Raw genomic sequence first — 24,956 nt, 5'->3', positions numbered from 1 at the left:
TCGAGAACAAAGTTGTCATCTTTTCCATGCGGGAAGTCAATGTATGGAGGGGCCACTTGGGCAATCTGCGTTTAAAGATGCAAGATTGCGGATTGGCATTCCAAGCGAAGCTCGTAAATTGACCGCTTTTACCATTTGGACAGAAAAACTCCCCATTCTGCTGATGCAGCAAACATGGGGAGTTCATACAATCAATTTATAAGGGTGTGCACGGCAATGATTACGGCTGCCGGTTTATATTTTAAACTTTTCAAGTGTCCTCTGCAGTTCATCTGACACTTCCGACAAGGAAGCTGAGGATGAAGTAATTTGCTCTATCGCCACCAGCTGTTCGGATGTAGAAGCGGCCACCTGATGAGAATTTGAGCTGGTGACCTTAGCGATTTGGGCGATTTCTGTGACAGAAGCCGTTATCTGCTCCACACCCGCTGACATTTGCTCGGCGGTTGCCGCCATTTCTTCGATCTGATCTGCAATTCGCCCGTTTGAATTCACGATCTCGATAAAACTGCGTTCGGTTTCATTCGTAAGATGAAGTCCTGTCTCTACTTCATGTATCACTTGAGTCATCGCTTGAATAGAATGCCTCATGTCGCTTTCAATTTCATTAACCAAATCCGCAATACGATCCGACGATTGTCCGGATTGTTCCGCCAGCTTTCTGACCTCGGAAGCTACAATTGAGAATCCCCGGCCGTGTTCTCCTGCCCTGGCAGCCTCAATACTGGCATTTAATGCCAGCAGGTTGGTTTGAACCGAAATGCCGCTGATAATCTCAACAACACCCGTAATCTCCCTTGATTTCTCTTCAAGCAATTTGATCACAGCATCGGTTTCCTGAACGGATTGATGAATATTTGCCATTTGCCCGACCGTTTTATGAACGAGCTCTTCACCTGTTTCCGCTTGCTGTTTGGAAAACACAGCCGCCTCCGAAATATCTGCCGCACTCACGGCGATCTTTTGTACTCCCACCGCAACTTCTTCCATGGCACTTAAGTTTTCTGCCGTGCTTTGCGTCTGACTTTCTGCTCCGGCCGCCACCTGTTCAATGGACGAAACGATTTGCTTCGATTCTTTGGTGGTCTGCTCCGCAATGGTCATCAACTGATCGGTTGAAGAAGCAACTTTCTTCGAGGCAGTCAGTCCTTGCTGTATAAGCTCCCTCAAGCTTTCTCTCATATGGTTAAAGCTGGTGCTGAGCTGACCGATCTCATCGTTGGTTCTGTCCGTAATCGTGATGGTGAAATCGCCAGACCCGGCGCCTTGCATCGCTTTAGCTACCCGGACAATTCTAGTTTTCACTTTTCGTATGTATAACACAATAATTAAAACGACGATCACAATGGAAACTAAAAAAATAACGTAAAATCTGTTCATAAACGACTTAACGATTTCTTGTATCAATTTTTGAGAGGCGCCTACATAGAAAATTCCGATAATCTCACCTTTTTGATTTTTGATCGGTTCATAGGCCGCTTGATATTTTTGTCCTACCACTACCGCTTCGCCGAAATATTTTTGACCCTGTTTTAAAACGACATCCCCTACTTGCTGGGAAACCGTGGTTCCAACGGCCCTTTTCCCTTCGTTCATGACGTTGGTAGCAACTCGCTTATCCGTTTGAAAAATCGTTACCGTATCTCCCGTCATGTTTCCGATCTCATCGACCAAATCGAAATTTTCGTTCAATTTTGTACTGCCCTTATAAAGCTGACCGTCTTTCACTTGCCAGTCACCGGGATATTTATGCTCAATGAAGCCATGCGCCAATTCCAGATCACTTTTGGCTTTCTCCATTGCGAAAGTTTCAATCCCTTTCTGCATCTCACCAATCACGTCATAAGCTATGACTGCCGAAAATGCCAACAAAATACCGATTACGATTAGACTTATTTTGGTTCCGATACTCATGTTTCTCATAAACTAGCAATTCCCCTCTTCTGATCATATTATTTTATATATCGGTAAAAACACGTATGCCGATAAGTCTATTTCGGGTTTTTAGGGTTTTTTAGGGTTTTTTTAGGTTTATTGAGAGTCCCTTGCGGAAGCTTTCTCGATCCACAAGATAAAGAACTGTACAAGTTGGGGGTCAAACTGAGTGCCTGCATGTTCTCTCAACTCGTGTGCGGCTTGTCGCAGAGAGCATGAAACCTTCGCTTTAAATTTTCCTTGGCGGCAAGATATAGCTTGTTTTGAAGTTCTTGAGCTATTACTTTGGCGTAGTTAGCAGGGTTAACTGAATTCACTCCCTCTTACCTCCTCCACTTGCTTGAACAAAGCAGGGGTTCTTCCCTCCATGAGGTTTTGTTGTCCTCACTTCATCGGTAATACAACCCCCTCCGACTCCTTTCCGCAGCTCGCGACTTCACCTTTCGGGTTTATAGGTTCGCTCTTTACGAAATAAAAAACTCGTGCGGGGGAGGGTCTCCCTAGTTCCAAACACAACTTTCAGAACATGCCACTCCCTATACGTCGGAGAGTTCTTCTGCGCTGCACTTCCAAGGGCATCACGCATTCCATGGTCTTCACCCATTTTCTCGGGGCTCGACTCTCTCTTGTCCTTTTCAGGTTCTTTTTGACGGCGCGGCAGGATTCACTTGATGTTACGGCCTATTGTTTTGCTCGCACTCCTCTCGGAGTTACTTTGTCACTGGGCTTCAACCTTAGGATCTCTCCACCAGCTGCCTGTCAGCTTATAAATCGCATTATCACGAAGCTTCATGATCCGTGTAATGCGTGGGATACTCTCGGGAGCAATGTGTGCAGGTGAAGTAATGGAGGTCACCACCTCCACCGTCCGGCAGCCAGCGCTGCTGCAATACAATCTCGATCGTTCCCCCGCACCCGTCACAATGATCTTTCATATTTCTTTCCTCCCTTGTTGGCGCTCCTTGCGGTTTCTTGGCTACGAATCATCAGAATGGCCTGCATGACGCAAGAGCCAGTTCAAAAATGATTTCATGGTAACCTCCTTCAGTTTGTCGGTATGAAAAAAAGCCACTCGATTGAGTGACCCTTTTAAGAAATATTTTATTGGCAGTAGGAACAACGCTTGAATTCATGAGAAGCATATTTATCTGCATGATTTATTTCAGCTGCAGATCAGGGACCTAAGCTACTTTTCCTGCACAATAACGATAGCCCCATATATTACAGTTCTCTTGCCGTTCAGATCAAAGAGAACCTTCGTGCCTGCATCGTTCGTCTCGACATCCAGCTTTCCCTCATAATGCTTCAGCAATTTACCGTACTGATCGTAGACATCCACAGTTCGTTGTAGACCGCCGCCGTTTTCAGAACGGAACGTTTTCCAAGATCGTTGACCGGACTCCGTTCCGAAGCTCCAATAGAGGAGCAAAGCCGTAAAAATGACAAAAATACAGCCGATGCTAATTCCAGCCACCCGGCTCTCCTTTTTAATTGCAGCGTATCCAAAAGCGATGAGCGCAATGATTCCGCACAAAATCGCTCCAATTAACATCCCCATATACGCAGCTCCTTTGTAGATAAAATGGTCTTACGTAAATGTGAAGATTACGAAAAAAATTTTCCAAGTAAATAGAACCCCCTCCTCTAATGGAAGTATGCAACATCTTCCAAAAACTCGCAATATCTGCTTCACATTCCAGTTCTAAAATCCTTGGAACGGGGGGGATTCTTTTATACAGTGACCTTTATACGACAACATAACAATGCAAGCGTAATAACCTTCAATATAGATTGGGATGTAAAAAGCGAATCGCAAAATAAGATGAATCATTTCGAGTTGTATTTGGGAGACAATTACGATTGCCGCATGGATACTGAAGGAAGTACCACTGGACATTCATCATTTAACTACATCGTATCTCCACCATTACCTAATGATATAAAAGGGATTGAATTCATTTTCAGTGAGTTTAGTAGACCATTCAAGAATAAACCAACAGGTAAAGAAATCACTATACGGGTGAATTAATTACCATTAATTGGATGATTTTACGGCTTTGTCAGTGAGCCGTTTTCTTTTTGTTTGAAAATCAACAGTTAAGTTTAACAAAGCCAATTTCATAAGGAGAAAATAAGTGATTGGTCAAGTCAGAACCTCCATCAATTGATTATTTACGTAGGTCATATCAACAACTCTTCGCCTATCGGATATTCCCATAGTCTCAGTTTTCCCTTCACTGGAATATAGGGCTTCAGCAGACGGAAACCCGCTATTTCCCACGCAAATTAACCTGGACTGTAATCGCCTAACAGGAAGTCATCCCCCGTCATGACCTTCCCGCAATCCAGAATGGCTGACGTATCCTTAGCGTCGATGACTTGATAACAATTCGTAAGCTCGCAGGTTGCAAGGATAACCCCCGTAGGGAGGTTTTGTTCCGTTTAGCCATTCTTGGCGAGTAAAGAACGGATGGGTTCATATTTGCAGGCCTGATTATCGACTTTCCGGCTTGCATGAATGGTCAACGGTCCGCGATACCGGGTCCTCCAGGATCTTGTTTCATAGAGAGTCTCGTCTAGGACAAGCAGAGTCGCCCACGGTTGAATCATGGATAATACTTTCATTCCTCTACGCTCCATTACGGTTCATAAAGAAGTACTAACATTATCCAGACTTTCCATACCCGCATAAAAAAAACGCAATCCCTCCGGTCGCATTAGACCTTCGACTACAGCTTCGGCTACAGCTGGCGCGAGAGACGGACGCGCAGCCAGATCAGGAATATACGCAAGCGCGTGGAAAATAAGGAGAAAAAAAGTCGTAGTAGCCGCAGGCGCGGCAGGCAGGTGCCAAAAAACCGGTGTGAAAACCACCATCAATCCTGCAGATAGGGTAAGTTGGTGTCCAATACGGCACCAAAAAACTAATGGCACCAAAATGGCACCAAGTTGGTTTCTGAGCAAAAAGAATAGGGCCTCTGCCAAGGCCCTAAAAAGCAGAAAACCCTTGATATACAAGGGTTTTCGAGGTCTTTCTTATTATGGAGCCTAGGGGGATCGAACCCCTGACCTCATCGCTGCCAGCGATGCGCTCTCCCAGCTGAGCTAAGGCCCCTTATGATCGGTCTCGACTATGTATTTGTCCTTGATTCTCTCAAACAAACCAGCACCGCGACAAGAAAGATCATACCATGGGCATATATTTAGTGTCAACTGTTAATTAAAAAAAATTGACCATGCTTTCAGTCAGGTTTAACTGGAACAGCAGGATCGACTATCCCAACTGATGAGTCTGCATATGCAGACGATTGTCGACAGCTACGCCAAGCTGCAGGATGCCAACATGACGGCTCCTCAGTACTCCATCCTGCAGACGCTCGCCCATGAGGCAGCAAAACCTCTTCCGAGCTGGCAGCCAAGCTTGACGTGACCCCGTCGGCCGTGACGAACCTGAGCGGCAAGCTCGTCGACAAAGGCTACATCGAGCGCGTCGTCAGCACAGAAGACCGGCGGCAAGTGAATCTTCGCATTTACGCAGTCGGTCATGGGCCGAGCAAGGACTTGCAGCCAGATTCATGCAGTTGACCGAGGGGTTGTGGACCGAATTTTCATCCGAGGAAATGGATCTCCTGATCCAATCGTATGAAAAAATGATCGCCCACCTCCATAAGCGAATCCAAGAAATCTAAACCGAGTCCACAGGAGGCAACGAAATGGACAGACTTTAAGGCAAAGTAGCGATCATTACAGGCGCGGCAGGCGGCATGGGCAAAGCGGACGCTCTCCTGTTCGCCAAGGAAGGCAGGACGGTCGTCATCACCGACCTCCAGGAAGAAAAAATCCAGGAAGTGTAAAGGAAATCGAAGCCCTCGGCGGAGACGCGCTGGGCCTAAAGCATAATGTTGCCTCCGAAGAGGACTGGTATCCATCGTCAACGCTGCGATCGCCAAGTTCGGCCAGATCAATGTCCTCGTCAACAATACCGGCATCTCCGACGCCGTTCCATTCAGGGATCAGAGCGTTGAGCGCTGGGAGCGCACGATGAAGGTCGGAAGACATCGCGCAAGGCGTTCTGTTCCTTGCTTCCGACGAGTCCTCGTACATCACTGGCGTCGAGCTGCCGATCGACGGCGGCTACTACGCGACGCTTGAACGAACATGCGCTAGGTGCAGCGTGCCTTCCTTTGACCCATGCAAAAGACCTTCGCTGCTTGCAGCGAAGGTCTTTTCATCTGCCGGAAAATCAAGCATCCGCCGGATTTTTGGACAGCAGGCTGGACAGCTCCTTCATGAACATGTCGATGTCCTTGAACTGCCGGTACACCGATGCGAAGCGCACATAGGCGACTTCGTCGACCGGATACAGCTGCTGCATGAGGATCTCGCCGATATCGCGGCTCTCGACTTCCGCCTGGGCGGTCGTGCGGATTTCCTTCTCGACCTCGGAGACGATCTCCTCCAGCCTCTCGGCAGGGACGGGACGCTTCTCGCAGGCACGGATAAGCCCGCGCAGGATCTTGTCCCGGCTGAACTCCTCCCGGCTTCCATCCTTCTTGATGACGATCAGAGGGGTCTCCTCGATCATCTCGAAGGTCGTGAACCTGCGGCTGCAGCGCTCGCATTCGCGCCTTCTGCGGATGGACTTGTCCCCGTTGGCGGGACGGGAATCCAGCACCTTCGTTCCGGAATGCTCGCAATATGGGCATTTCATGGGGATTCCCTCCCTTGATTCGGTGTGATGGCCTTTTTTCATCTGAAATCCGCTCGGTTGCGGAATTGGTGGACTGTCGGATAAATTATTGCCGAGCTCGCCGTATGATCCGGCAAATTCCGCACATAATACTTTTACTAACAGCGAGGAGGTGAACAACAATGTCTAACAACAACAACAGCGGCAGCCGCAACCAACTGCTCGTGCCAAACGCAAACGCGGCACTGGATCAGATGAAATTCGAAGTTGCTCAAGAACTGGGTATCGCCATCCCGCAGGACGGCTACTACGGCAGCTTCACGACGCATGACGCAGGTTCCCTTGGCGGTTACATCACTAAACGCCTGGTAACGATCGGCGAGCAATCCCTGGCAGGTCAAACAAATACTATGGCCTGATATCGGAAAGCCCGGCAACGTCTCCTCGAAACGGGAGGCGTTCCGGGTTTTTTTTGCATTCAGCTGAGCCGGCCTGAAGCGCTTGACTCGCTGGCCATGTCGGGATACAAATCCCTATACTTATTATAATAATAATCGACACGTTGTACATAGTGGCGCGTCTCTCCATATGGAATGCTGCTCAGGTTTTTGAGCGTGCCGTCCCAAGTCCCGTTCTGCAGCCACTTGGACACTTTGCCGGGGCCGGCATTGTAGGCTGCGACCGCCGCGACCGAATTGCCCTTGAACTGCTGATGAAGGGAGTGTATGTACCAGGAGCCGGCCCGGATGCTGAGCTTCGTATCGGAGGTCACTCCCTCTGCGGTCAAAGCCTCGAGCTTGGCCGTCTCGATGATCCACTGGGCCGTATCGGGCATCAGCTGCATCACCCCCGCAGCTCCTTTCTTCGAGACCTTGCCGGTATGGAAATTCGATTCCACGCGGATGATGGCCGCGATGAGATACGGATCGACTTCATAATCGGAAGCGCCGGCCTGGATCTCTTCGACGAAAGAGATCGGATACATCATCCGGCCCATCCAGTCGGACTTGAGGAAAAGCAGGAGGACGAATCCCGTCAGCACGATCAGCAGCACCCTTTTCTTGGCCAGCCATCTCATGCCGGCACAAGCTCCGTCATCCATCGCCCGATCTGAGCGCGGGTATCCTCCAGGCTGCCGCTGTTGTCGATGACCCAGTCCCCTCGCCGCTTTTTCTCGTCCAGACTCATTTGCAGGCCGATTCGCCGCTCCGCTTCCGCCTGGTCCATGCCGTTTCTCTCCATGAGACGCTTGACCTGAAGCTCATGCGGCACATGAACGACCAGGACGCCGTCGTATGCCTTGTCCTGTCCCGTTTCGTACAAGAGCGGGATATCCGCCACAATGAGCCTTCCGGGAGATTCAGCCTCGGCGCGGTCCATTTCATCCTTCATATGCGCGCGTATCGCCGGGTGCAGGATCGACTCGAGCTGCCTCAGCTTGTCCGGATCCCCGAATACGACCCGCCCCAAGGCGGCCCGATCGAGCATGCCGTCCGGGAGCAGCAGGCTGCGGCCGAAAGCCGCAACGATGTCGTCCAATGCCGGCGTTCCGGGCAGAACAACCTTCCGGGCCGCCTCGTCGGCATCCGATACGAAGGCTCCCCTTTCGCGCAAAAAGCGGGCTACGGTGCTCTTGCCGCTGGCGATTCCGCCTGTAAGTCCTATTCTCAAGAGATGCGAACCTCCTTTTTGCAGCCATAATTCCTCTTGTAAAGCCCAATATCCCTCCGCCGCGGGAGGGATAGGGAGATGTTACCATAGTTTGCCGAATCCGATCAGAAGCAGCAGGACGCCGGGCAGGAAGCTCAGCGCCTTCATCCGGTTGACTCCGGAGAACCGGAAGCCGAAGCGCAGTCCCCCCACCAGGAAAAGTCCGCTCGCCAGCATGATGCAGCATGCCGTGACCCAAGGTACGAGACCGACCATAGCGGCTCCGAGACCTGCGCCGAATGCATCCAGCGACAATGCAGAGCCGAGCAGAAGAGCTTCGCCCGCGCTTATGCTTCCCGAGCTGTCCATATCGGCGGCTTGCGGCGTCTTCAGAATCTGAATGACGAGGCCAAGCTTTTTGATTTCGAACGTAAGCACCGCGGCCGGCGGCAAGGGAGCCTCGTTCGAGCCGACCCCCGGCATCGCTGCCGGATCCGAATTGTCGCGGGCTGAGCTCGCATCCGGCTTGGCTTTGTCCTCCTTGCCGCGCCGAAACTGCTGCACAAGGGTATAAGATCCGATCAGCACCAGGATGGCGGCCCCGATCAGCTTCGCCCCTTCGGGGGATACGAATCCGGAGAGCCAAGCCCCGACCTTCATGGCGATCAGAATGACGATGCCCGAACAGCCCGTAATAATCAGCACGGACAGCATCGGGATGCGGATACGCCTCAGCCCGTATGTGACTCCTACGCCGAATCCATCCACGCTGACGGCAAATGACAAGAGCAACATCGGCAGTATGTGGGCGAACACGTTCCAGCCCTACCTCCCTGCATTTGACTTAGGATCATCATATGCAAGGAATGGGCGTCTGTTCCTGTCGCTTCATCGTGCGCCGGGCGACACCGGCTTCGGCGCTGCTTGGCGGCGCGTCAGCCGCTCTTGCGGACGCGTGCCTTCGGCAGCGGCTGGCAAACCGCGCAAGTATGCGTGCCGCGCCCGCCGACGACGCTCTTCTCGATCGGCCTGCCGCAGTTCCGGCAAGGCTCGTTCTTGCGGCCGTACACAAGCAGCTCATGCTGGAACTTGCCGGGATCTCCCTGTCCGTTGACATAGGACTTGATGGAGGAGCCTCCCGCATCGACGGCCCTCTGCAGCGTTTCGCGGATCGCCGCGTGAAGCAGCTTCCACTGGGCCGGCTTCAGCCGGTCCGCCGTCAGCTCGGGATGGATGCCGGCCTGGAACAGCGCCTCATCCACATAAATATTGCCAAGCCCCACAATATATTCTTGATTCAGCAGCAGCGGCTTGATGCGCGTCGTCCGCTTGGCGAGCCTTGCCACCAGCGACTCGTACGTAAACTCCTCGCTCAGCGGCTCCAGCCCGAGCTTCAGCAGCGGAGGCATCGTGAATTCCTCGCCCGGCTTGAACAGATGCATCGTTCCGAACTGGCGGACATCCTTGTACCGCAGCTCGGTTCCGTCCGTGAAGCGGAAGCGCACATGCGTATGCTTCGCCACTTCGTCCTCAGCAGCATGCAGTCCGTATTTGCCCTCCATGCGCAGATGGGAGACGAGCACGAGCCCGTCCAGAACGAAACGGATGAACTTGCCCCGGCGCTCCACGTTCAGGATCGTATGGCCCTCAAGGGCAGCCTCGAACGCTTCGGGCTCCTTGGGGCGCTGTATGATGCGCGGCAGGCTGACGACGACCTTCTCGATCGTCTTGCCCCCTGCGAGAATATTGAGTGTTCGGGTTACCGTCTCTACCTCCGGCAATTCCGGCATGATGTCATCACCTCTTCGGCTTCTATTATACCGGAACCATCCTGGCGGCGCATTGCTCAGATTCTGACTGCAAGGGGGCTACTTCGCCTCGTACCAGTTGGCTCCGAAGCTGACTTCGGCCTTCAGCGGCACATTCAGCTCCAAGGCGCTCTCCATCACTTCCGGCACGAGCTTCTTCATGACTTCCAGCTCCTCCGGCGGCACCTCGAACACCAATTCATCATGTACCTGCAAAAGCATGCGGCTCTTCATGCCGTCGGTCCGCAGCCGCTCCTGCATCTTCACCATCGCCAGCTTGATGATATCGGCCGCCGTTCCCTGGATCGGCGTGTTCATCGCGGTCCGCTCGGCGAACGAGCGAAGGTTGAAGTTCGACGCCTTGATCTCCGGCAAATAGCGGCGGCGCTCCAGCAGCGTCTTCACATAACCGTCCTTGCGCGCTTCCAGGACGATATCGTCCATGTATTTGCGCACGCCTCTGAACGCCTCGAAGTACTGCTCGATGAAACGCGACGCTTCCTTCCGGGTGATGTTCAGGTTCTGGGACAAGCCGAAGTCGCTGATGCCGTACACGATGCCGAAGTTGACCGCCTTCGCCGAGCGCCGCATGTTGGAATCCACCTCCGACTCCTGCACGCCGAACACGTCCATGGCCGTCTTCGTATGGATGTCCATGTCATGCGTGAAAGCTTCGGTCAGTCCCTCGTCGCCCGATATATGGGCCAGCACGCGAAGCTCGATCTGCGAGTAGTCGGCCGCCAGGATGCTCCAGCCCGGCTCGGAAGGCACGAACGCCTTGCGGATCTTGCGTCCTTCCTCCAGGCGGATCGGGATATTCTGCAGGTTCGGGAATTGGCTGCTCAGCCGGCCTGTAGCCGCGATCGTCTGCCGGTAGTACGTATGGATCTTGCCGCTGTCCTCGCGGATCTCCTTGAGCAAGCCCTCCACGTAGGTGGACTGCAGCTTATGCAGCTGGCGGAAATGCAGGATGAGCGGAATGATTTCATGGTAGGGCTCCAGCTTCTCAAGCACATCGGCGTCCGTGGAATAGCCGGTCTTGGTCTTCTTCATGACGGGCAGTCCTAGACGGTCGAACAGAATCTCGCCAAGCTGCTTCGGAGAGTTGATGTTGAATTCCGTCCCCGCAAGGCGGTAAATCTCGGCCACGTCGGCGCTGATGCCCTTCTCGAGCTCCTGGCCCAGCTCGCGGATCGCGCCGGCATCCGCGCAGATGCCGAGCTTCTCCATGTCCGCCAGCACGCCGGACAGCGGCTGCTCCAGCTCGAAGTAGAGACGGTTCATGCCGCTCTGCTCCAGCTTCTCGCGCTGCAGCGGCGCAAGCCCGCGCACGGCTTCGGCCTTGGCTGCCAGGTGGGCGTACAGCGTCTCCTTGTCCGGCACCTTGAACTTGGCCCCTTTGCCGTAGACCGACTCGTCCGACGGCACGGATGGAAGGCCGCTGCGGGCGGCGATGCCGGTGACGCTCTGGTCGGTATCCGTCGGGTCGAGCAGGTAGGCGGCCAGGACGATGTCGAAGCCGGCTCCCTGCAGATGGACGCCGATCCGGTTCAGGACGAGCTCCGCACGGTGCAGATCGCAGCCGGTCTTCGGCCGGGACGGGTCGGCAAGCCAGCTTTTGAAGCCGTCCGCGTCCGCGCTCGCGAGCCAATCCGCATCCATGACGAACACCTGGTCCTCCACCGCATAAGCCGCTCCGAGAATATCGGCATGATGGGGGTTGTCCCCATGCGATTCCAGGAAAAAGCCTCCGGATTCATCCAGCGCGGCTTCCAGCGCCGACTTGGCCTCCGAATCCCCGATCTCGACCGGTACGATGGTCAGCTCACGGCTCGGAGCCGTATCCGCCGCTTCTCCACCTGCGCCAGCCGACAGGTCCAGCCTCTCCATCAAGGAGCGGAATTCAAGCCGGCCGAACACATCCGCCAGCACGGAAGGCTCGAAGCCGCTATAAGGAAAGTCTGCCGTTCCTTCCTCGAGAGGAACCTCGCGGAAGATCGTCGCCAGCTGCTTGCTCATGAGCGCGGCTTCACGGTTCTCTTCCACGCGCTCTTTCAGCTTGCCTTTCAGCTCGCCGGAATGCTCCAGCACGCCTTCGACCGTGCCGTATTCATGCAGAAGCTTGAGCGCGGTCTTCTCCCCGACACCGGGAATGCCCGGTATGTTGTCGGACGTATCGCCCATCAAGCCCTTGAGGTCGATGATCTGGCTGGGCACGAGGCCGTAGCGTTCCTTGACGGCAGCGGGATCGTAAAGCTCCGTCTCGCTTACGCCCTTGCGCGTCACGGCGATCGTCACCTGCTCCGAGGCCAGCTGCAGCATGTCCTTGTCTCCGGACACGACAATCGTCTTGACCCCCTTCTCGTCCGCCAGCCGGGTCATCGTCCCGATAATGTCATCCGCTTCGTAGCCGCTCAGCTCGAACTGCTTGATGCCGAACGCAGCCACGACCTCCTTGATCAGCGGGAACTGCTCCGACAGCTCGGAAGGCGTCTTCTGGCGCGTTCCCTTGTACTCCGCGAAGCTCTCGGTGCGGAACGTCACCTTGCCGGCGTCGAAGGCGACGAGCACATGCGTCGGCTTCTCTTCTTCAAGAACCTTGAGCAGCATCGTCGTGAAGCCGTATACGGCGTTCGTATGTAATCCCGCTGCGTTCGTCAGCGGCGGCATGGCGTAGAAAGCCCGGTTGGCAATACTGTTGCCGTCGATCAATATCCACTTGTCCATTGGGCACCTCGTCCTGTTCATGGTTGCTTCCATCATACCATAAACGGCCCTCCGATTCCCGGACGGGACGCTCCCGATTCGATCGGTTCGAAACCTCTGGATGGATTCAGCGTATGTAAATTTATCTTATCATTGGAATATTAAGGAGTGATTGAATGTATTCGGGAGTCGGACTTTTCGGAATCGGATTTCTATTCATCGGATTCCTGTTTTTCGCCCTCCACGTCGCCCTCTGCGCATGGGCTTACCGCGATGCGAGAAGGTGCGGGCACAGCAGCGAATACGCGCTGATCGTCCTGCTCGCCCTGCTCGTAGCGCCGATGCTCGGACTCATCGTCTATCTGCTGATTCGCGGCGACGGCTCCTACGGAGACCGGCGGTACTGATAAAAAAACAGCCCCGGGATCATCGATCCCAGGGCTGTTTGATTGTTCGGAAGCTTTCGCCCCTTATTTCGCTACCGTCTTGTTGTAGATGCCGATCTTCTCGGTGATCTGCTTGGCGGCATCGTCAAGCGCGGCCTTGACGTCCTTCTTGCCCGTGAACGCTTCCTCGATCGCGCCTTCAACCGTCTGGCGCGCTTCCGGGAAGACGCCCATGACGGCGCCTTGGCTGGCCGTGCCCGCCTTGGAGGCATGCAGCTGGTCTACTGCCGTCTGGAACTGCGGGTACTTCGTCAGATTGTCCTTGACGATCTGCTCGTCGTAAGCTTTCGTCGTGATCGGGAAGTAGCCGGTGTTGATGTGCCACTCTGCTTGTACTGCCGGCTCAGCCAAATACTTGATGAACTCCCAGGCAGCCTTCTGCTCTTCGGCCGGCTTGTTGTTCAGAACCCACAAGCTCGCGCCGCCGACGACGACGCCGCCTTCGGAGGATGCGTCCGGCTTAGGCAGGAAAGCCGTGCCGACTTCGAATTTGCCTGCGACGCCGTCGACGATGCCGCGCAGCGAGGCCGTCGAATCCAGCGTCATGCCGATCTGGCCGGCCAGGAACGCTTTTTTCGTGTCGTCCGTCTTGCGTCCGAGATTCAGCGCGGACTTGTCGTCGACCATGCCCTTCCACCAGGTCAACGTGTTGACGGCCGCTTCCTGGTTCACGAGCGATTCGGAGGCGGCGCTGTCGCGGCCGTTGCCGTTGTTGACGAGATCCTTGCCCTGATTCGCCAGCAGCTGCTCCACGAACCAGCCGTAGATGGCGAAGGAAGCTCCCGTCACGCCGCCGCCGGTCAGCTTCTTGGCCGCTTCGGCTACCTCCTGGTAAGTCGCAGGCGGCTTGTTCGGATCAAGTCCGGCTTTTGTGAACAGATCCTTGTTATAATAAAGAATCGGGTTGGACGTATTGAATGGCATCGAGTACTGCTTGCCGTCGAACGTGTAATAGCTCCGGATATTCGGCTCCAGCGAGGACACGTCGTAGTTTTCCTCGTCGATGAACTGCTGCACCGGCGTCACGGCGCCGGAATCGATCATGAATCTCGACCCGATTTCATACACCTGGATCAAGGACGGGCCTGACTTCGAATCCATTGAAGCCTTCAGCTTGTTCAGGCTCTCGTCATAGGTGCCCTGGAAGACGCCTTCCACTTTCACATCGGGATGCGAGGCGTTGAAATCGCTGACCAGCTTGTCCGCGGCTTTGCCGAGCTCGCCGCTCATGGAATGCCACCAGACGACCTTGACCGGCTCCTTGGCAGGCTCCGTGGAAGCTCCGCCCGCATTCGCGGAGGCGTCCGTATTGGAAGCCGCGGAGGTTGGTGCCGGATCGGCGCTTTGCCCGCCGTTGCTCGGATTCGATGCGCAGGCAGACAGAGGCAGCACGAGCATAGCCGCCACAGGCAGCGCCATTTTCCAATTGCGTTTGACCATGGTTGGATTTCTCTCCCTTTGAATCGATATTTGTATATATGGCAAGTCCCGAAGGACGAATACCCGAATGAGGACTGGAATCATGCCGGCTGCATTAGTTCCATACGCGGCCTGGCGTCTTGCTCAGTTCATCGCAGCCTTAGCTCAGCCTTTGACCGCACCGGCTGTAATCCCCCGCACGAGCGGCTTGAGGCCCAGCGCCAGCAGCACGAGGGATGGCACAAGGACGAGCGCCACTCCGCAGAGCACCAGATTCCAGCTCGTCAGCTCCTCGAACTGAAGCATCGCGATCCCGATCTGGACCGTCCGCATGGCATCGCTGCTCGTGATGAGCAGCGGCCACAGGTACTGGTTCCAGCCGTTCAGGAATACATATACAGCCAGCGATGCGGCAGCAGGCCCGGACAACGGCAGCACGACGGAGACGAAGTGGCGGAAATGCCCGCAGCCGTCGATGCGCGCCGCCTCGAACAGCTCGCGCGGCAGCTGCAGGAAAAACTGGCGGAGCAGGAACACGCCGAATGCCGAAGCCGCAAAGGGCACGATGAGCCCTTGGAACGAATCAAGCCATCCCCAGCTTTTGACCGTCAAATAATTCGGGATGATCGTCACTTCCCATGGAATCATCATCGTGCTGATGAACAGCGCGAACCAGAACCTGCTTCCCGAGAACCGGATGTAGACGAATGCGTAGGCCGCCAGCGCCGCTGTCAGCACCTGGAGCACCATGATCGCGATCGCCAGAACAAAGCTGTTGACGATGAAGCCGAAGATCGGCACCGTTTCAATCGCGTTCTTGAGCCCTCCGGTGTACAAGCCGGATGGAAGCAGCTTGGGCGGATACTCGCTGGCTTCGGCAGGGGTCATGAAGCTCTGGGCGAGCAGGTACAGCAGCGGTCCGAGCACGAACAGCGCCAGCAGGATGAGCGAGCCGTAAAGGCTGAATAACCGGACCGGATGGCGCGGATGGCCGTATCCCCTCACTGGTAATGCACCTTCTTTCCAAGTACGAGGAATTGAACCGCCGTCAGCAGGAGCATAAGGGCGAACAGCACGATCGCCAGCGCGCTGCCGGTGCCGAACTGGTAGTTGACGAATGCTTCGCGGTAGATGGAGTACACCAGCACATCCGTGGAGCCGGCAGGGCCGCCCCGAGTCAGGATGTTGACCTGCCCGAACGATTGGAAGGCGCTCATGATCGACACGACCGCAAGGAAGAACAGCGTCGGCGACAGCAGCGGCAGCTTGATCGAGAAAAACGTTCTCCACATCGAAGCGCCGTCGATCCGCGAGCTGTCCATGACATCGTTGTCCAGCCCTTGAATGGCGGCCAGGAGCAGGACGAAAGGAAACCCGGAGTTCATCCATATCGTCATGAGCGAGACGGAACCGAGCGCCACGGAGGGGTCGGTCAGCCATTGGATCGGCGCGATGCCGACCTGGCCCAGCAAGTAGTTGAGCATGCCGAGCGTCGGATGATACAGGATCATCCACAGGATGGATGCCGTTCCGACGGAGAGGGCGAGCGGAACTGAAAAGACGAAGCGGAAAATCTTGCTGCCTCTGCCAGCGGCATGGACGAGGCTTGCGCACAGCAAGCCGAGAGCAAGTCCGGCCGGTACGGTCAGCAGCGTGAACTGGACGGTGATCCAGAGGCTGTTCCAGAATGCGGACGATTCCATCATCCGAGAATAATTGTCCCAGCCCGCATAGGCGGCTACCCTGCCGCGGGGATCGGTAAGCTGAAAGCTCAGATAGACCGAGCGTGCCATCGGATAAAAGAGAAACAAGGTAAATACAGCCAGGCTCGGCGCCAGAAACAAATAACCAAGCAGCTGCTCCCGGATCCGCCTCAGCTTGCCTGCTGCGATCGGGGTACCGGCCGAGGCTGCGGAGGCCGGAGACAAGACCGGTTCAGGCTTGTCCGAATATAAGGATGAACTCATGGGTGATTGCCACCGCCCTTTTTTCAATAGATTGCAAGGCCGGAATCGGCTTGGCAACTCCAACGATAACGTCCTTTTGTAACCCCTATGTCAGCAATTTATTAAGATTAGGAAATGTAATAACGCTTGCCGGATAGCAGGGATCTCTTTCTAAAGATTTCTTTAGATTGCAAATCCATGGGAGACAGGCTTTCAGAGACGGCATATAATGATGGCGAACGGGATCGCCGAAAGCGGCTTCTGCCGGAACGGAGCCCGACTGGGAGGGAACAAGAGGATGACAGGGGAAATCGAGCAGGACGGAAATGCAGGCGGCCCGATCGTGATCGGGCATAGAGGCGCAGCCGGGGAGGCGCCCGAGAACACGCTCGCGAGCTTCAGGCTTGCGGCCGAGCAAGGAAGCCATATGGTGGAGCTGGACATTCACTTGTCGGAGGACGGCAAGCTCATCGTCTGCCATGACGATACGCTCGACCGGACGACGGACCGCACGGGAGCGATCCGCTCCCTGCATTCGGACGCCATCCGCGAGGCGGACGCCGGGAGCTGGTTCTCGCCTTCGTTTGCCGGGGAACGAGTGCCGTTTCTGGAGGAAGTCTACGATCTCCTCCCGGCCCCTATCGAGATCAACGTCGAAGTAAAGGATTCCGGAGGAGCCCGGCTGGACGAGGCGCTGCTTGATTGCCTCCGCAGGGAAAGCCGCCTGGAGCGCACCGTCGTGTCCTCCTTCGACCACAAGCTGCTCCTCAGGCTGAAGCAAGCCGAGCCGGAGCTCCGCATCGGACTGCTGTACGCCGCCGATCTCATCCATCATGCGTCCTATGCGGCGCTGTTGGAGACGGAGGTATGGTCGCTCCATCCGCATCACGGCCTCATCGGAGCCAAGGATGCCGAGGACGCCGTCGCCGCAGGGCTCCGCATCTATCCTTACACGGCCAATCATCCCGCCGAATGGGACCGTCTTGTAGCCATCGGTGTGACCGGCATCATCACCGACTATCCGGGCCGATTGATGGAGCATCTGAGCCGCCGTTGAGGTCACGCAAACAGCCTGCACATTTCGTGCAGGCTTTCTTTATTTTCATATGAAGACGATCGAGCTCAGCCCTGCGGAGCGGCATCGGTTCGGCATGAACGATCTGCCTCGATTTCCACGCTGAATACTGTTCTCCATGTTGAAAAAAAGACGAAAAAGCCCCTCGCATGGGAGCGAGGGGCTTTGGGCATCATACGTTCAAATCCGGGCGCTTGCCTGTGACGAGGTAAGTGACGCTCTCGCCGATGTTCGTCGCATGGTCGGCGATGCGTTCGATATAGCGGCCGACAAAGCTGAGCAGCATCGCTTGGTTGATCGCACGTGGATTCTCGACCATGATCGTGAACATCTCACGGATGATCTGCGAATAGAGGGCATCGACAATGTCGTCGTCCTTGGCCATCTTGTAGGCCAGATCCACGTTCTCCTGCACGTAGGATTGGATCGATTCGAAGATCATCGTCTGCACGGTCTCCGCCATGCGCGGCAGGTCGATCAGCGGCTTGATCAGCTCTTGGCCGTCCAGACGCATGACGACCTTGGCAATGTCGACGGACAGATCGCCCATCCGCTCCAGGTCACCCGAGATCCGGAACGCCACGAGAATGCGGCGCAGGTCCTTGGCGACCGGCTGCTGCGTCGCGATCAGCTTGGAGCCGAGCTCGGTGATCTTCTCCTCCAGGCGGTTCAGCTCCGGATCCTCCTGGATGATCTGAGCCGCTTCCTTGGCATTGATATGGATGAGGGAATGCATGGATTTGGTCAGCGCCGATTCGACATGGTCTCCCATTTCGACCAGCATGGCCTTCAATTGATCCAGTCCTTCGTCAAGCTCCTTGCGTTTGATCACGTTCTCTCTCCCTCTCCCGGCTTCAGCCTTAACCGAATCGCCCTGTAATATAGTCTTCCGTCCGCGCATCCGTAGGATTGGAGAACAGCTTCTCCGTCTCTTCCGCTTCCACGAGCTCTCCATTGAGGAAAAATACCGTGCGGTCGGAAACCCTGGCCGCCTGATGCATGTTGTGCGTCACCATGACGATCGTGTACTCTTTCTTGAGCTCGCGGACGAGCTCCTCGATCTTGAGCGTCGAGATCGGGTCCAGAGCGGACGTCGCCTCGTCCATGAGCAGCACCTCCGGCTCAACGGCGAGAGCGCGCGCGATGCACAGCCGCTGCTGCTGGCCTCCCGAGAGGCTCAGCGCGGACTTGCCGAGCAGATCCTTCACTTCCTCCCACAGCGAGGCGCCTCGCAGGCTGCGCTCGACGATGTCGTTCAGGCGGGATTTGTCCCGGATGCCGTGCAGGCGCGGACCATAGGCGACATTGTCGAAGATCGACTTGGGAAAAGGATTGGGCTGCTGGAACACCATGCCGACACGCTTGCGGAGCACTTCCACGTCGGTGTCCGCGCCGTAGATATCCTGCCCGTCCAGCTTGACGCTGCCGCCGATCTGAACGCCCGGCACGAGATCGTTCATCCGGTTCAGCGTGCGGAGGAAGGTGGACTTGCCGCAGCCGGACGGTCCGATGAAGGCCGTCACGGTTTTTTCGGGAATGCCGAGATTGATCTCCTTCAGGGCGTGAAAGTCTCCATAATGCAAATTAAGACGGTCGATCTCCATTACCTGGTTCATAGTGTCCCCTGCTCCCATTCGTCTTGGAATCTTAGCCGAAGCGGCCCGAGATGTAATCGTCGGTCTGCTTGTTTTCCGGATTCGTGAAAATGATGTTCGTATCGTTGTGCTCGATCAGGTTGCCCATATAGAAGAATGCTGTCTTGTCGGACACACGGGCGGCTTGGGCCATGTTATGCGTGACGATGACAATGCAGTATTCCTGCTTCAGCTCCGAAATCAGCTCTTCGATCTTGGACGTGGAGACGGGATCCAGCGCCGACGCCGGCTCGTCCATAAGCAGCACTTCCGGCTCGACCGACAGCGTGCGGGCGATGCACAGACGCTGCTGCTGGCCGCCGGACAGCGACAGCGCGGACTGGTTGAGACGATCCTTCGTCTCCTCCCAGAGAGCCGTGCGGCGCAGGCAGGATTCCACGATCTCGTCCAGCTCCCGCTTCTTCTTCACGCCATGATAGCGCGGACCGAAGGCGATGTTCTCGTAGATCGACTTGTAGAACGGATTCGGCTTCTGCCAGACCATTCCGATCCGCTGCCGCAGGGAGACGACATCGGTGCCCGGAGCATTGATGTCCGCTCCGTCGAACCAGATGCTCCCGGTCATGCGGGCATCGGGAATGGTGTCGTTCATCCGGTTCAGGCTGCGCAGGAACGTCGACTTGCCGCAGCCGGAAGGACCGATCAAGGCGTTGACGCTTCCCTTGGCGAAGCGCAGGCTGACCTTTTTCACCGCTTCCTTTTCCCCGTAAAATACGCTCAGGTTATCCGCGCTCAGCGCATCCGTCCCGGCGTGTTCCTCTGCACGGGCCCCGGGGGCCGACTGTGTAGACAATGCCATGGAATTATAGCCTCCTCAGATGAGATTAACGAGATGCGGTCAGCTTGCGGTAAAGGAAGCGGCCCAGCCAGCGCGACCCGAGGTTGAACAGCAGCACGGTCAGGATGAGCACCGCCGATGCGCCGGCGGCGATCTGCGCCGCGTCGGGCGCGACGCCTTCGCTGTTGATCTTCCAGATGTGGACCGCCAGCGTCTCGGCAGGCCTCAGTGGATTGAGAGGCGATACCGGGCTGAGCGGATTCCAGTCCGTGAAGTCCAGGCGCGGAGAGCTCATGCCCGCCGTGAACAGCAGCGCCGCCGCTTCGCCGAAGACGCGGCCCGCAGCCAGGATGGTGCCGGTCAGAATAGTCGGCAGCGATACCGGCAGCAGCACCTTGGTGATCGTATGCCAGCGCGTCAGGCCGAGCGCAAGCCCGGCTTCCTTCTGTTCACGCGGCACTCCGCGGATGCCTTGCTCGGTGATCCTTACCATGAGCGGCAGGTTGAATACCGTCAGAGCCAGCGCTCCTGCGAGCAGCGAGAACTTAAGGTCGAAATACTGCACGAACACAAGCAGGCCGAACAGGCCGACGACGATGGAAGGGAAGGAAGAAAGCACTTCGACAACGAGGCGGATGAAGTCCGTGAACCGTCCCGGTCGCGAATATTCCGCCATATAGATGCCGGCCCCGATGCCGAGGGGAACCGTTATGATCATAGTCAGGACAAGCAGGAACAAGGAGTTGAAGAGCTGCGGCCCGATGCCGCCTCCCGTCTTGAACGTCTCTGGAGGAGAGGTCAGGAAATGCCAGCTGATCTGTCCGAGGCCTCGGTACAGGATGAATCCGATCAACGAAGCCAGGACGGCGATGATCAGGAAAGCGAAGAAATAGAATACGGCGGTCGCGATGCGGTCTGCCGTTCTGTTGGACATTCTCATCTGCGTGCTCTCCTCTCCAGAAGGCGTACAATGCCGACAAATACAAACGTCATGACGAGCAGGACGAGCGCCAGGCTCCAAAGAACGTTGTTCTGCACGGTGTCTTTGACCGTGTTGCCCATGCTCAGCGTAATGACGCTCGTCAGCGTGGAAGCCGACTCGAACAGGGATCTGGGAATATGCGGCGAGTTGCCGATGACCATCTGCACCGCAAGCGCCTCGCCGAACGCGCGGGCGATGCCGAGCACGACGCCGGTGAGCATCGAAGGGAGCACAGCGGGCAATATGCTGCGGGAAATCGTCTGCCAGCGGGTAGCTCCGAGCGCATAGCTGCCTTCCTTGAGGCCGCGCGGCAGATTGGACAAGGCATCCGTGGCGATCGAGGTGATCGTCGGAAGGATCATGATCGACAGGACGATCGCGCCCGCCGCGATGCCGAGTCCCTGTCCGGGAAAGATCGAGCGCAGGAACGGCACGACGACGCTGAGGCCGACAAAGCCGTACACGACCGACGGAATGCCGGCGAGCAGCTCGATGACCGGCTGCATGAAGCGTTTGCCGAACTTAGGCATCAGCTCCGTCATGAAGACGGCCGCGCAGAAGCTGAGCGGCGCCGCGATGCAGGCCGCAAGGATGGAAGTCGCGAACGAACCCGTAATGAACGGAAGCGCGCCAAAAGAAGGCGGCTCGCCGTCCGGCGACCACTTGATGCCGGTCAGGAACTCCGGTACGCTGACCCCGTTTTTGAAAAAGGTGGCAAGCCCTTTGGATGCGACGAAAAAGACCATCGAAAAAATCGTGACAATAAGTATGGCTACGCAAATAAGGGTATAGGCTTTGCCCTGCCATTCGCTCGCTGCGCGGCTGCGTCTGGAACGCTTCGGCCGAGCTGGATTGCCGGCGGAAGGCCCCCCCTTCTTGGCTCCGGCGGAATCAGGCTTGCCTTCGGCTGGCGCTGCTGCAGGCTTTGCGTCTCCGGGGCCGCCCGGGGAAGTTTGTCTCATGGCGTTCATTTCTCATCTCTCCTTACGCCTTGGCATTATCATGGCGCAAAGCCAAGGCGCGGAAGTGTTTCCGCGCTCTTGGCCTGCTGCAGCGCGCCATTGGCGCAACTGATCTTATTTCGTAATATTGCCTGCTTCGTCACGTTTTACTTGCATCTCGTGGATCGAGATGTAGCCCAGATCCGTGATGTCCGTTTTTTGAACGTCGTCGCTCAGCATGTAGTCGATGAAAGCTTTCACGATTTCGTTAGGCTCGCCTTTCGTGTACATGTGCTCGTAAGCCCATACCGGATAAGAACCGGATTTCACGTTGTCGGCCGTAGCGTCTACGCCGTCAAGCTTGATCGTTTTGACGGAATCGTCCAGGTAGGAGAGAGCCAGGTAGCCGATCGCTCCAGGAGTTTCGCCGACAAGCTTCTTGACCGTGCCGGAGGAATCTTCTTGAATGTTGCCGGGAAGGTCTTGGGATGCCGTTCCAAGTGCGTATTTCTCGAACGTCTTGCGAGTTCCGGAGCTGGATGGACGGTTGACGATGACGATTTTCTCGTCTTTGCCGCCAGCGTCTTTCCAGTTCGTGATCTTGCCGGTGAAGATATCGACCAGCTGCTGCTTCGTCAGGTTGTCGATGCCGACTTCCTTGTTCACGACCGTTGCCATGGCTACAACTGCGACTTGATGGTCAACCAGCTCTTGAGCTTTCGCCGCATCGGCATCTTTGAATTTCTCGCCGGCGAAGATGTCGGAGTTGCCGATATCGGCTTGGCCTTCGGATACTTGCGTCAGGCCGGTGCCGCTGCCGCCGCCTTGGACTTGAACGGTGATGTTGGAATATTGGGAGTCGGCCATGAATTTCTTGGACACCTGCTCAACCAGCGGCTGCATAGCCGTCGAGCCTGCTGCCAGGATGGAACCGCTGAGCTCGGAGCCGCCTGCTGCATTGTTCGTGCCGTTGTCGTTTGCTTTGCTTCCGCAGGCTGCCAGCGTCAGCGCAAGCACCATCGTCATCAGGACCAACATCGTTTTCTTCATTTCGTTTTAAATCCCCTTCCGAGAACCAAGTTTGTTCTGCCTCACAAGACTTATTGTACAAGTTCCTTGTTAAAGGGATATCTTCGGTTTGTAAAGGCAATTGTAAAATTGAATAGATGTACTCTGTGAATATCCATCAAAATGATATACTGAATCTATACTCTATCCGGAATGAGGTCATTTATCATGACGTTGATCAAATGGAGAATTATCGTGCTCATCGAACAACTGAAAAAAGTCACCTTGGTCGCTCAGGAACTGGGCCTGAAGCAGCCTACGGTGACCTTTCATATGAAGTCGATGGAGGAAGAATGGGGAATGCCGCTGTTCGAGATGAAGACAGGCCGGATCCTTCTGACAGACGCAGGCCGCAGGCTTCATCGATACGCGCTGAAGATGCTGGCGCTGCAGGAGGAAGCCGCTCGCGAGATGAGGCTCCGGGGAGGCAGCCTCAAGCGCTTGTCTTTGCTGACGGACGCTTCTTGCAGCAGCATCATGGCGGCATTCACCGCATTCGCGCTGGATCCGGCCGGGTACGGAATCGAATGGCTCCGTAACGAAGAAGGGCCCGATATGCATGCCGATATCCATATTAGGGAGCGGCAAGAAACGGCTGAAGCAGACTGGCTGCCCCTTCCCCATGCCGACCTTAGACTGGCCGTCTCCCGTGAATGGGCCCAGGCAGCAGGCATCCAAGCCGCGCAGGCTGCCATGGAATCGGGCAAGCCCTGGATCGCGCCGCCTGCTGGCAGCCGGCTGCGAAGCCAAATCTTGTCCTGGGCGGCCGCAAGAGGATTGAATCTGGAAGAAGGACACACAGTGCCGGATTCCGGCATGGCGGCTTCGCTCGCAGCGGCCGGGCTTGGCATGGCTGTCGTGCCTATATTTTCGAATTCCCGCTTTGCCGAAGCAACAACTTGCGTCCTGCCGGATCCGAGCCGGCTGCTGCTGCTGCCGCTGAACGGCATTCCGCCCTATCAGCTTGAACTCAAGCTCGACTCCAGGCTTCCATCCGAAGCGCGGCTGGCGATATCCTCCTGGCTGCAGAGCCCGACGGAATAAGCTGCGCGAGCCGTATCCGGCTTGCAGCGGCGATCTACCGCTCAGCGGTCCCCCGCCTCCGGCTTCGGTTCCGCCGACGAATGGCGGCTGTTCAGGAGACGCCCGGCCACCAGCACAGCAATTGCGATGACGACCGGGATGACATAGTCCGCATAAGCGAACAAACCGGACAGCTTCTCCCCGACCGCCTTGTCGTCCAGAAGCATTTCCCCTGCCGTGTAGCCGAGTAGCGCGGCTCCAAGTATGACGATGATCGGATACTTGTCCATAATCATGACGAGCAGCTTGCTTGCCCATATAATGAGGGGAACCGTCATGGCGAGGCCGATGAAGATGAGCAGGTAGTTGCCTTGCGCGGCGCCTGCCATGGCCAGCACATTGTCGAGGCTCATGACCAGATCCGCGAGAATGATCGTCCGGATCGCCGCGCCCAGAGAGCCGCCTGCCTCGATTTCCTCTCCCTTGTCTCCGGTCTGGAGAAGCTGCACGGCGATATAGACGAGCAGGATGGCTCCGGCAAGCTGCAGGTAAGGAATCGAGAGCAGCTTCACCGCCACGAACGTCAGAATGACCCGCAGTCCGATGGCACCGATGCTGCCCCACAGGATCGCCTTTTTTTGCTGTTCGGGAGGCAGCTTGCGGCTTGCCATCGCTACGACGACCGCGTTGTCTCCGCTCAGGACGATATTGATCAGGATCAATTCCAACAATCCAACCCAAAATTCCAACGCAAGTCCTTCTTTCCGGAGCAGGCTGCAGCCTGCTGCCCGTCCATAATCTTGATGAGTAAACTTATTATATGTAAACATATTA

General features: G+C 56.0%; 25 protein-coding genes, 1 tRNA gene and 1 pseudogene. 8 read left to right on the top strand and 19 right to left on the bottom strand.

Annotation, left to right across the window (positions count from 1 at the left end; genetic code table 11):
- Positions 1–234 precede the first annotated feature (234 nt).
- The 3 genes from AC06G8_RS07970 to AC06G8_RS07960 all read right to left on the bottom strand — a co-directional run bounded on the left by AC06G8_RS07970 (position 235) and on the right by AC06G8_RS07960 (position 5,050).
- Positions 235–1,923 carry a methyl-accepting chemotaxis protein gene (locus tag AC06G8_RS07970; protein ID WP_480284953.1) on the bottom strand — a complete coding sequence of 563 codons (1,689 nt, stop codon included), beginning with the start codon at positions 1,921–1,923 and terminating at the stop codon, positions 235–237.
- A gap of 1,198 nt (positions 1,924–3,121) precedes the next feature.
- Positions 3,122–3,493, bottom strand: a complete 372-nt coding sequence (locus AC06G8_RS07965) for a hypothetical protein (protein WP_480284952.1) — start codon at positions 3,491–3,493, stop codon at positions 3,122–3,124.
- Between the two features lie 1,484 nt (positions 3,494–4,977).
- Positions 4,978–5,050, bottom strand: a tRNA-Ala gene (locus AC06G8_RS07960).
- A gap of 171 nt (positions 5,051–5,221) precedes the next feature.
- Here AC06G8_RS07960 and AC06G8_RS07955 point away from each other — a divergent pair.
- From AC06G8_RS07955 to AC06G8_RS07940, 4 genes and pseudogenes are all read left to right on the top strand, one after another.
- On the top strand, positions 5,222–5,365 hold the full coding sequence (locus AC06G8_RS07955; protein ID WP_480284951.1) for a hypothetical protein: 144 nt from the start codon (positions 5,222–5,224) through the stop codon (positions 5,363–5,365).
- Positions 5,362–5,520, top strand: coding sequence for a MarR family transcriptional regulator (locus AC06G8_RS07950; protein WP_480284950.1), 159 nt, complete (start codon positions 5,362–5,364; stop codon positions 5,518–5,520). The genes AC06G8_RS07955 and AC06G8_RS07950 overlap by 4 nt, the downstream gene beginning before the upstream one ends.
- A 179-nt stretch (positions 5,521–5,699) precedes the next feature.
- The gene (locus AC06G8_RS07945; RefSeq protein ID WP_480284949.1) at positions 5,700–5,789 is read left to right on the top strand and encodes a hypothetical protein; all 90 of its coding nucleotides are present in this window, start codon (positions 5,700–5,702) and stop codon (positions 5,787–5,789) included.
- Positions 5,790–5,853: 64 nt separating this feature from the next.
- A pseudogene (locus tag AC06G8_RS07940) lies at positions 5,854–5,925 on the top strand (hypothetical protein); the annotation flags it as partial.
- Positions 5,926–6,178: 253 nt separating this feature from the next.
- Here AC06G8_RS07940 and nrdR read toward each other — a convergent pair.
- Positions 6,179–6,646 carry a transcriptional regulator NrdR gene (gene nrdR / locus AC06G8_RS07935; RefSeq protein ID WP_048745439.1) on the bottom strand — a complete coding sequence of 156 codons (468 nt, stop codon included), beginning with the start codon at positions 6,644–6,646 and terminating at the stop codon, positions 6,179–6,181.
- A gap of 161 nt (positions 6,647–6,807) precedes the next feature.
- Between nrdR and AC06G8_RS07930 the strand changes: the two genes are divergently transcribed.
- Positions 6,808–7,044 carry an alpha/beta-type small acid-soluble spore protein gene (locus AC06G8_RS07930; RefSeq protein WP_480284948.1) on the top strand — a complete coding sequence of 79 codons (237 nt, stop codon included), beginning with the start codon at positions 6,808–6,810 and terminating at the stop codon, positions 7,042–7,044.
- 59 nt (positions 7,045–7,103) lie between these two features.
- Here the strand turns inward: AC06G8_RS07930 and AC06G8_RS07925 are convergent, their stop codons facing one another.
- The 5 genes from AC06G8_RS07925 to polA form a co-directional block, all read right to left on the bottom strand.
- Positions 7,104–7,703 carry a lytic transglycosylase domain-containing protein gene (locus tag AC06G8_RS07925; protein ID WP_447662078.1) on the bottom strand — a complete coding sequence of 200 codons (600 nt, stop codon included), beginning with the start codon at positions 7,701–7,703 and terminating at the stop codon, positions 7,104–7,106.
- The gene (gene coaE / locus AC06G8_RS07920) at positions 7,700–8,296 is read right to left on the bottom strand and encodes a dephospho-CoA kinase (protein WP_480284947.1); all 597 of its coding nucleotides are present in this window, start codon (positions 8,294–8,296) and stop codon (positions 7,700–7,702) included. Before coaE ends, AC06G8_RS07925 begins: the two co-directional genes overlap by 4 nt.
- Before the next feature lie 81 nt (positions 8,297–8,377).
- Complete coding sequence (locus AC06G8_RS07915) at positions 8,378–9,091, bottom strand: MntP/YtaF family protein (RefSeq protein ID WP_480284946.1); 714 nt, start codon at positions 9,089–9,091, stop codon at positions 8,378–8,380.
- Positions 9,092–9,210: 119 nt separating this feature from the next.
- The gene (gene mutM / locus AC06G8_RS07910) at positions 9,211–10,065 is read right to left on the bottom strand and encodes a DNA-formamidopyrimidine glycosylase (RefSeq protein WP_447662081.1); all 855 of its coding nucleotides are present in this window, start codon (positions 10,063–10,065) and stop codon (positions 9,211–9,213) included.
- Between the two features lie 78 nt (positions 10,066–10,143).
- Complete coding sequence (gene polA / locus AC06G8_RS07905) at positions 10,144–12,810, bottom strand: DNA polymerase I (protein WP_480284945.1); 2,667 nt, start codon at positions 12,808–12,810, stop codon at positions 10,144–10,146.
- A 155-nt stretch (positions 12,811–12,965) separates the two neighbouring features.
- On the opposite strand from polA, the gene AC06G8_RS07900 reads away from it, so the two are divergent.
- Positions 12,966–13,196 carry a hypothetical protein gene (locus AC06G8_RS07900; protein WP_480284944.1) on the top strand — a complete coding sequence of 77 codons (231 nt, stop codon included), beginning with the start codon at positions 12,966–12,968 and terminating at the stop codon, positions 13,194–13,196.
- 63 nt (positions 13,197–13,259) lie between these two features.
- Here AC06G8_RS07900 and AC06G8_RS07895 read toward each other — a convergent pair whose 3' ends face one another.
- From AC06G8_RS07895 to AC06G8_RS07885, 3 genes are all read right to left on the bottom strand, one after another.
- Positions 13,260–14,675 (bottom strand): ABC transporter substrate-binding protein, encoded by a 1,416-nt coding sequence (locus AC06G8_RS07895; protein ID WP_447662084.1) that lies wholly within the window; start codon positions 14,673–14,675, stop codon positions 13,260–13,262.
- Between the two features lie 144 nt (positions 14,676–14,819).
- On the bottom strand, positions 14,820–15,659 hold the full coding sequence (locus AC06G8_RS07890; RefSeq protein ID WP_447662085.1) for a carbohydrate ABC transporter permease: 840 nt from the start codon (positions 15,657–15,659) through the stop codon (positions 14,820–14,822).
- A complete protein-coding gene (locus tag AC06G8_RS07885) occupies positions 15,656–16,621 on the bottom strand; it encodes a carbohydrate ABC transporter permease (protein ID WP_480284943.1) in 966 nt (321 codons plus the stop codon). Before AC06G8_RS07885 ends, AC06G8_RS07890 begins: the two co-directional genes overlap by 4 nt.
- 277 nt (positions 16,622–16,898) lie before the next feature.
- Between AC06G8_RS07885 and AC06G8_RS07880 the strand changes: the two genes are divergently transcribed.
- The gene (locus tag AC06G8_RS07880) at positions 16,899–17,657 is read left to right on the top strand and encodes a glycerophosphodiester phosphodiesterase (protein ID WP_480284942.1); all 759 of its coding nucleotides are present in this window, start codon (positions 16,899–16,901) and stop codon (positions 17,655–17,657) included.
- A gap of 190 nt (positions 17,658–17,847) precedes the next feature.
- Here AC06G8_RS07880 and phoU read toward each other — a convergent pair whose 3' ends face one another.
- The 6 genes from phoU to AC06G8_RS07850 form a co-directional block, all read right to left on the bottom strand.
- The gene (phoU, locus tag AC06G8_RS07875; RefSeq protein WP_447662088.1) at positions 17,848–18,507 is read right to left on the bottom strand and encodes a phosphate signaling complex protein PhoU; all 660 of its coding nucleotides are present in this window, start codon (positions 18,505–18,507) and stop codon (positions 17,848–17,850) included.
- Positions 18,508–18,535: 28 nt separating this feature from the next.
- Entirely contained in the window at positions 18,536–19,291 is a 756-nt protein-coding gene (pstB, locus tag AC06G8_RS07870) for a phosphate ABC transporter ATP-binding protein PstB (RefSeq protein WP_048745432.1), read from the bottom strand.
- Between the two features lie 31 nt (positions 19,292–19,322).
- Positions 19,323–20,129 carry a phosphate ABC transporter ATP-binding protein PstB gene (gene pstB, locus AC06G8_RS07865; RefSeq protein WP_083688382.1) on the bottom strand — a complete coding sequence of 269 codons (807 nt, stop codon included), beginning with the start codon at positions 20,127–20,129 and terminating at the stop codon, positions 19,323–19,325.
- Positions 20,130–20,154: 25 nt separating this feature from the next.
- Positions 20,155–21,042: a phosphate ABC transporter permease PstA gene (gene pstA / locus AC06G8_RS07860; protein ID WP_447662259.1), complete on the bottom strand. Its 888-nt coding sequence runs from the start codon at positions 21,040–21,042 to the stop codon at positions 20,155–20,157.
- A 2-nt stretch (positions 21,043–21,044) separates the two neighbouring features.
- A complete protein-coding gene (gene pstC, locus AC06G8_RS07855; RefSeq protein ID WP_447662089.1) occupies positions 21,045–22,061 on the bottom strand; it encodes a phosphate ABC transporter permease subunit PstC in 1,017 nt (338 codons plus the stop codon).
- Positions 22,062–22,166: 105 nt separating this feature from the next.
- Complete coding sequence (locus AC06G8_RS07850) at positions 22,167–23,081, bottom strand: phosphate ABC transporter substrate-binding protein PstS family protein (RefSeq protein ID WP_447662090.1); 915 nt, start codon at positions 23,079–23,081, stop codon at positions 22,167–22,169.
- A 186-nt stretch (positions 23,082–23,267) separates the two neighbouring features.
- On the opposite strand from AC06G8_RS07850, the gene AC06G8_RS07845 reads away from it, so the two are divergent.
- Positions 23,268–24,143, top strand: coding sequence for a LysR family transcriptional regulator (locus AC06G8_RS07845; protein ID WP_480284941.1), 876 nt, complete (start codon positions 23,268–23,270; stop codon positions 24,141–24,143).
- A 41-nt stretch (positions 24,144–24,184) separates the two neighbouring features.
- Here AC06G8_RS07845 and AC06G8_RS07840 read toward each other — a convergent pair whose 3' ends face one another.
- Positions 24,185–24,871, bottom strand: a complete 687-nt coding sequence (locus AC06G8_RS07840) for a TerC family protein (RefSeq protein ID WP_480284940.1) — start codon at positions 24,869–24,871, stop codon at positions 24,185–24,187.
- Positions 24,872–24,956: the final 85 nt, after the last annotated feature.

The sequence above is a fragment of the Paenibacillus sp. SJS-P3 genome, assembly GCF_056711585.1.
The sequence above is the reverse complement of the archived record's forward strand: the minus strand, read 5'-3'. Positions and strand labels throughout refer to the sequence as shown.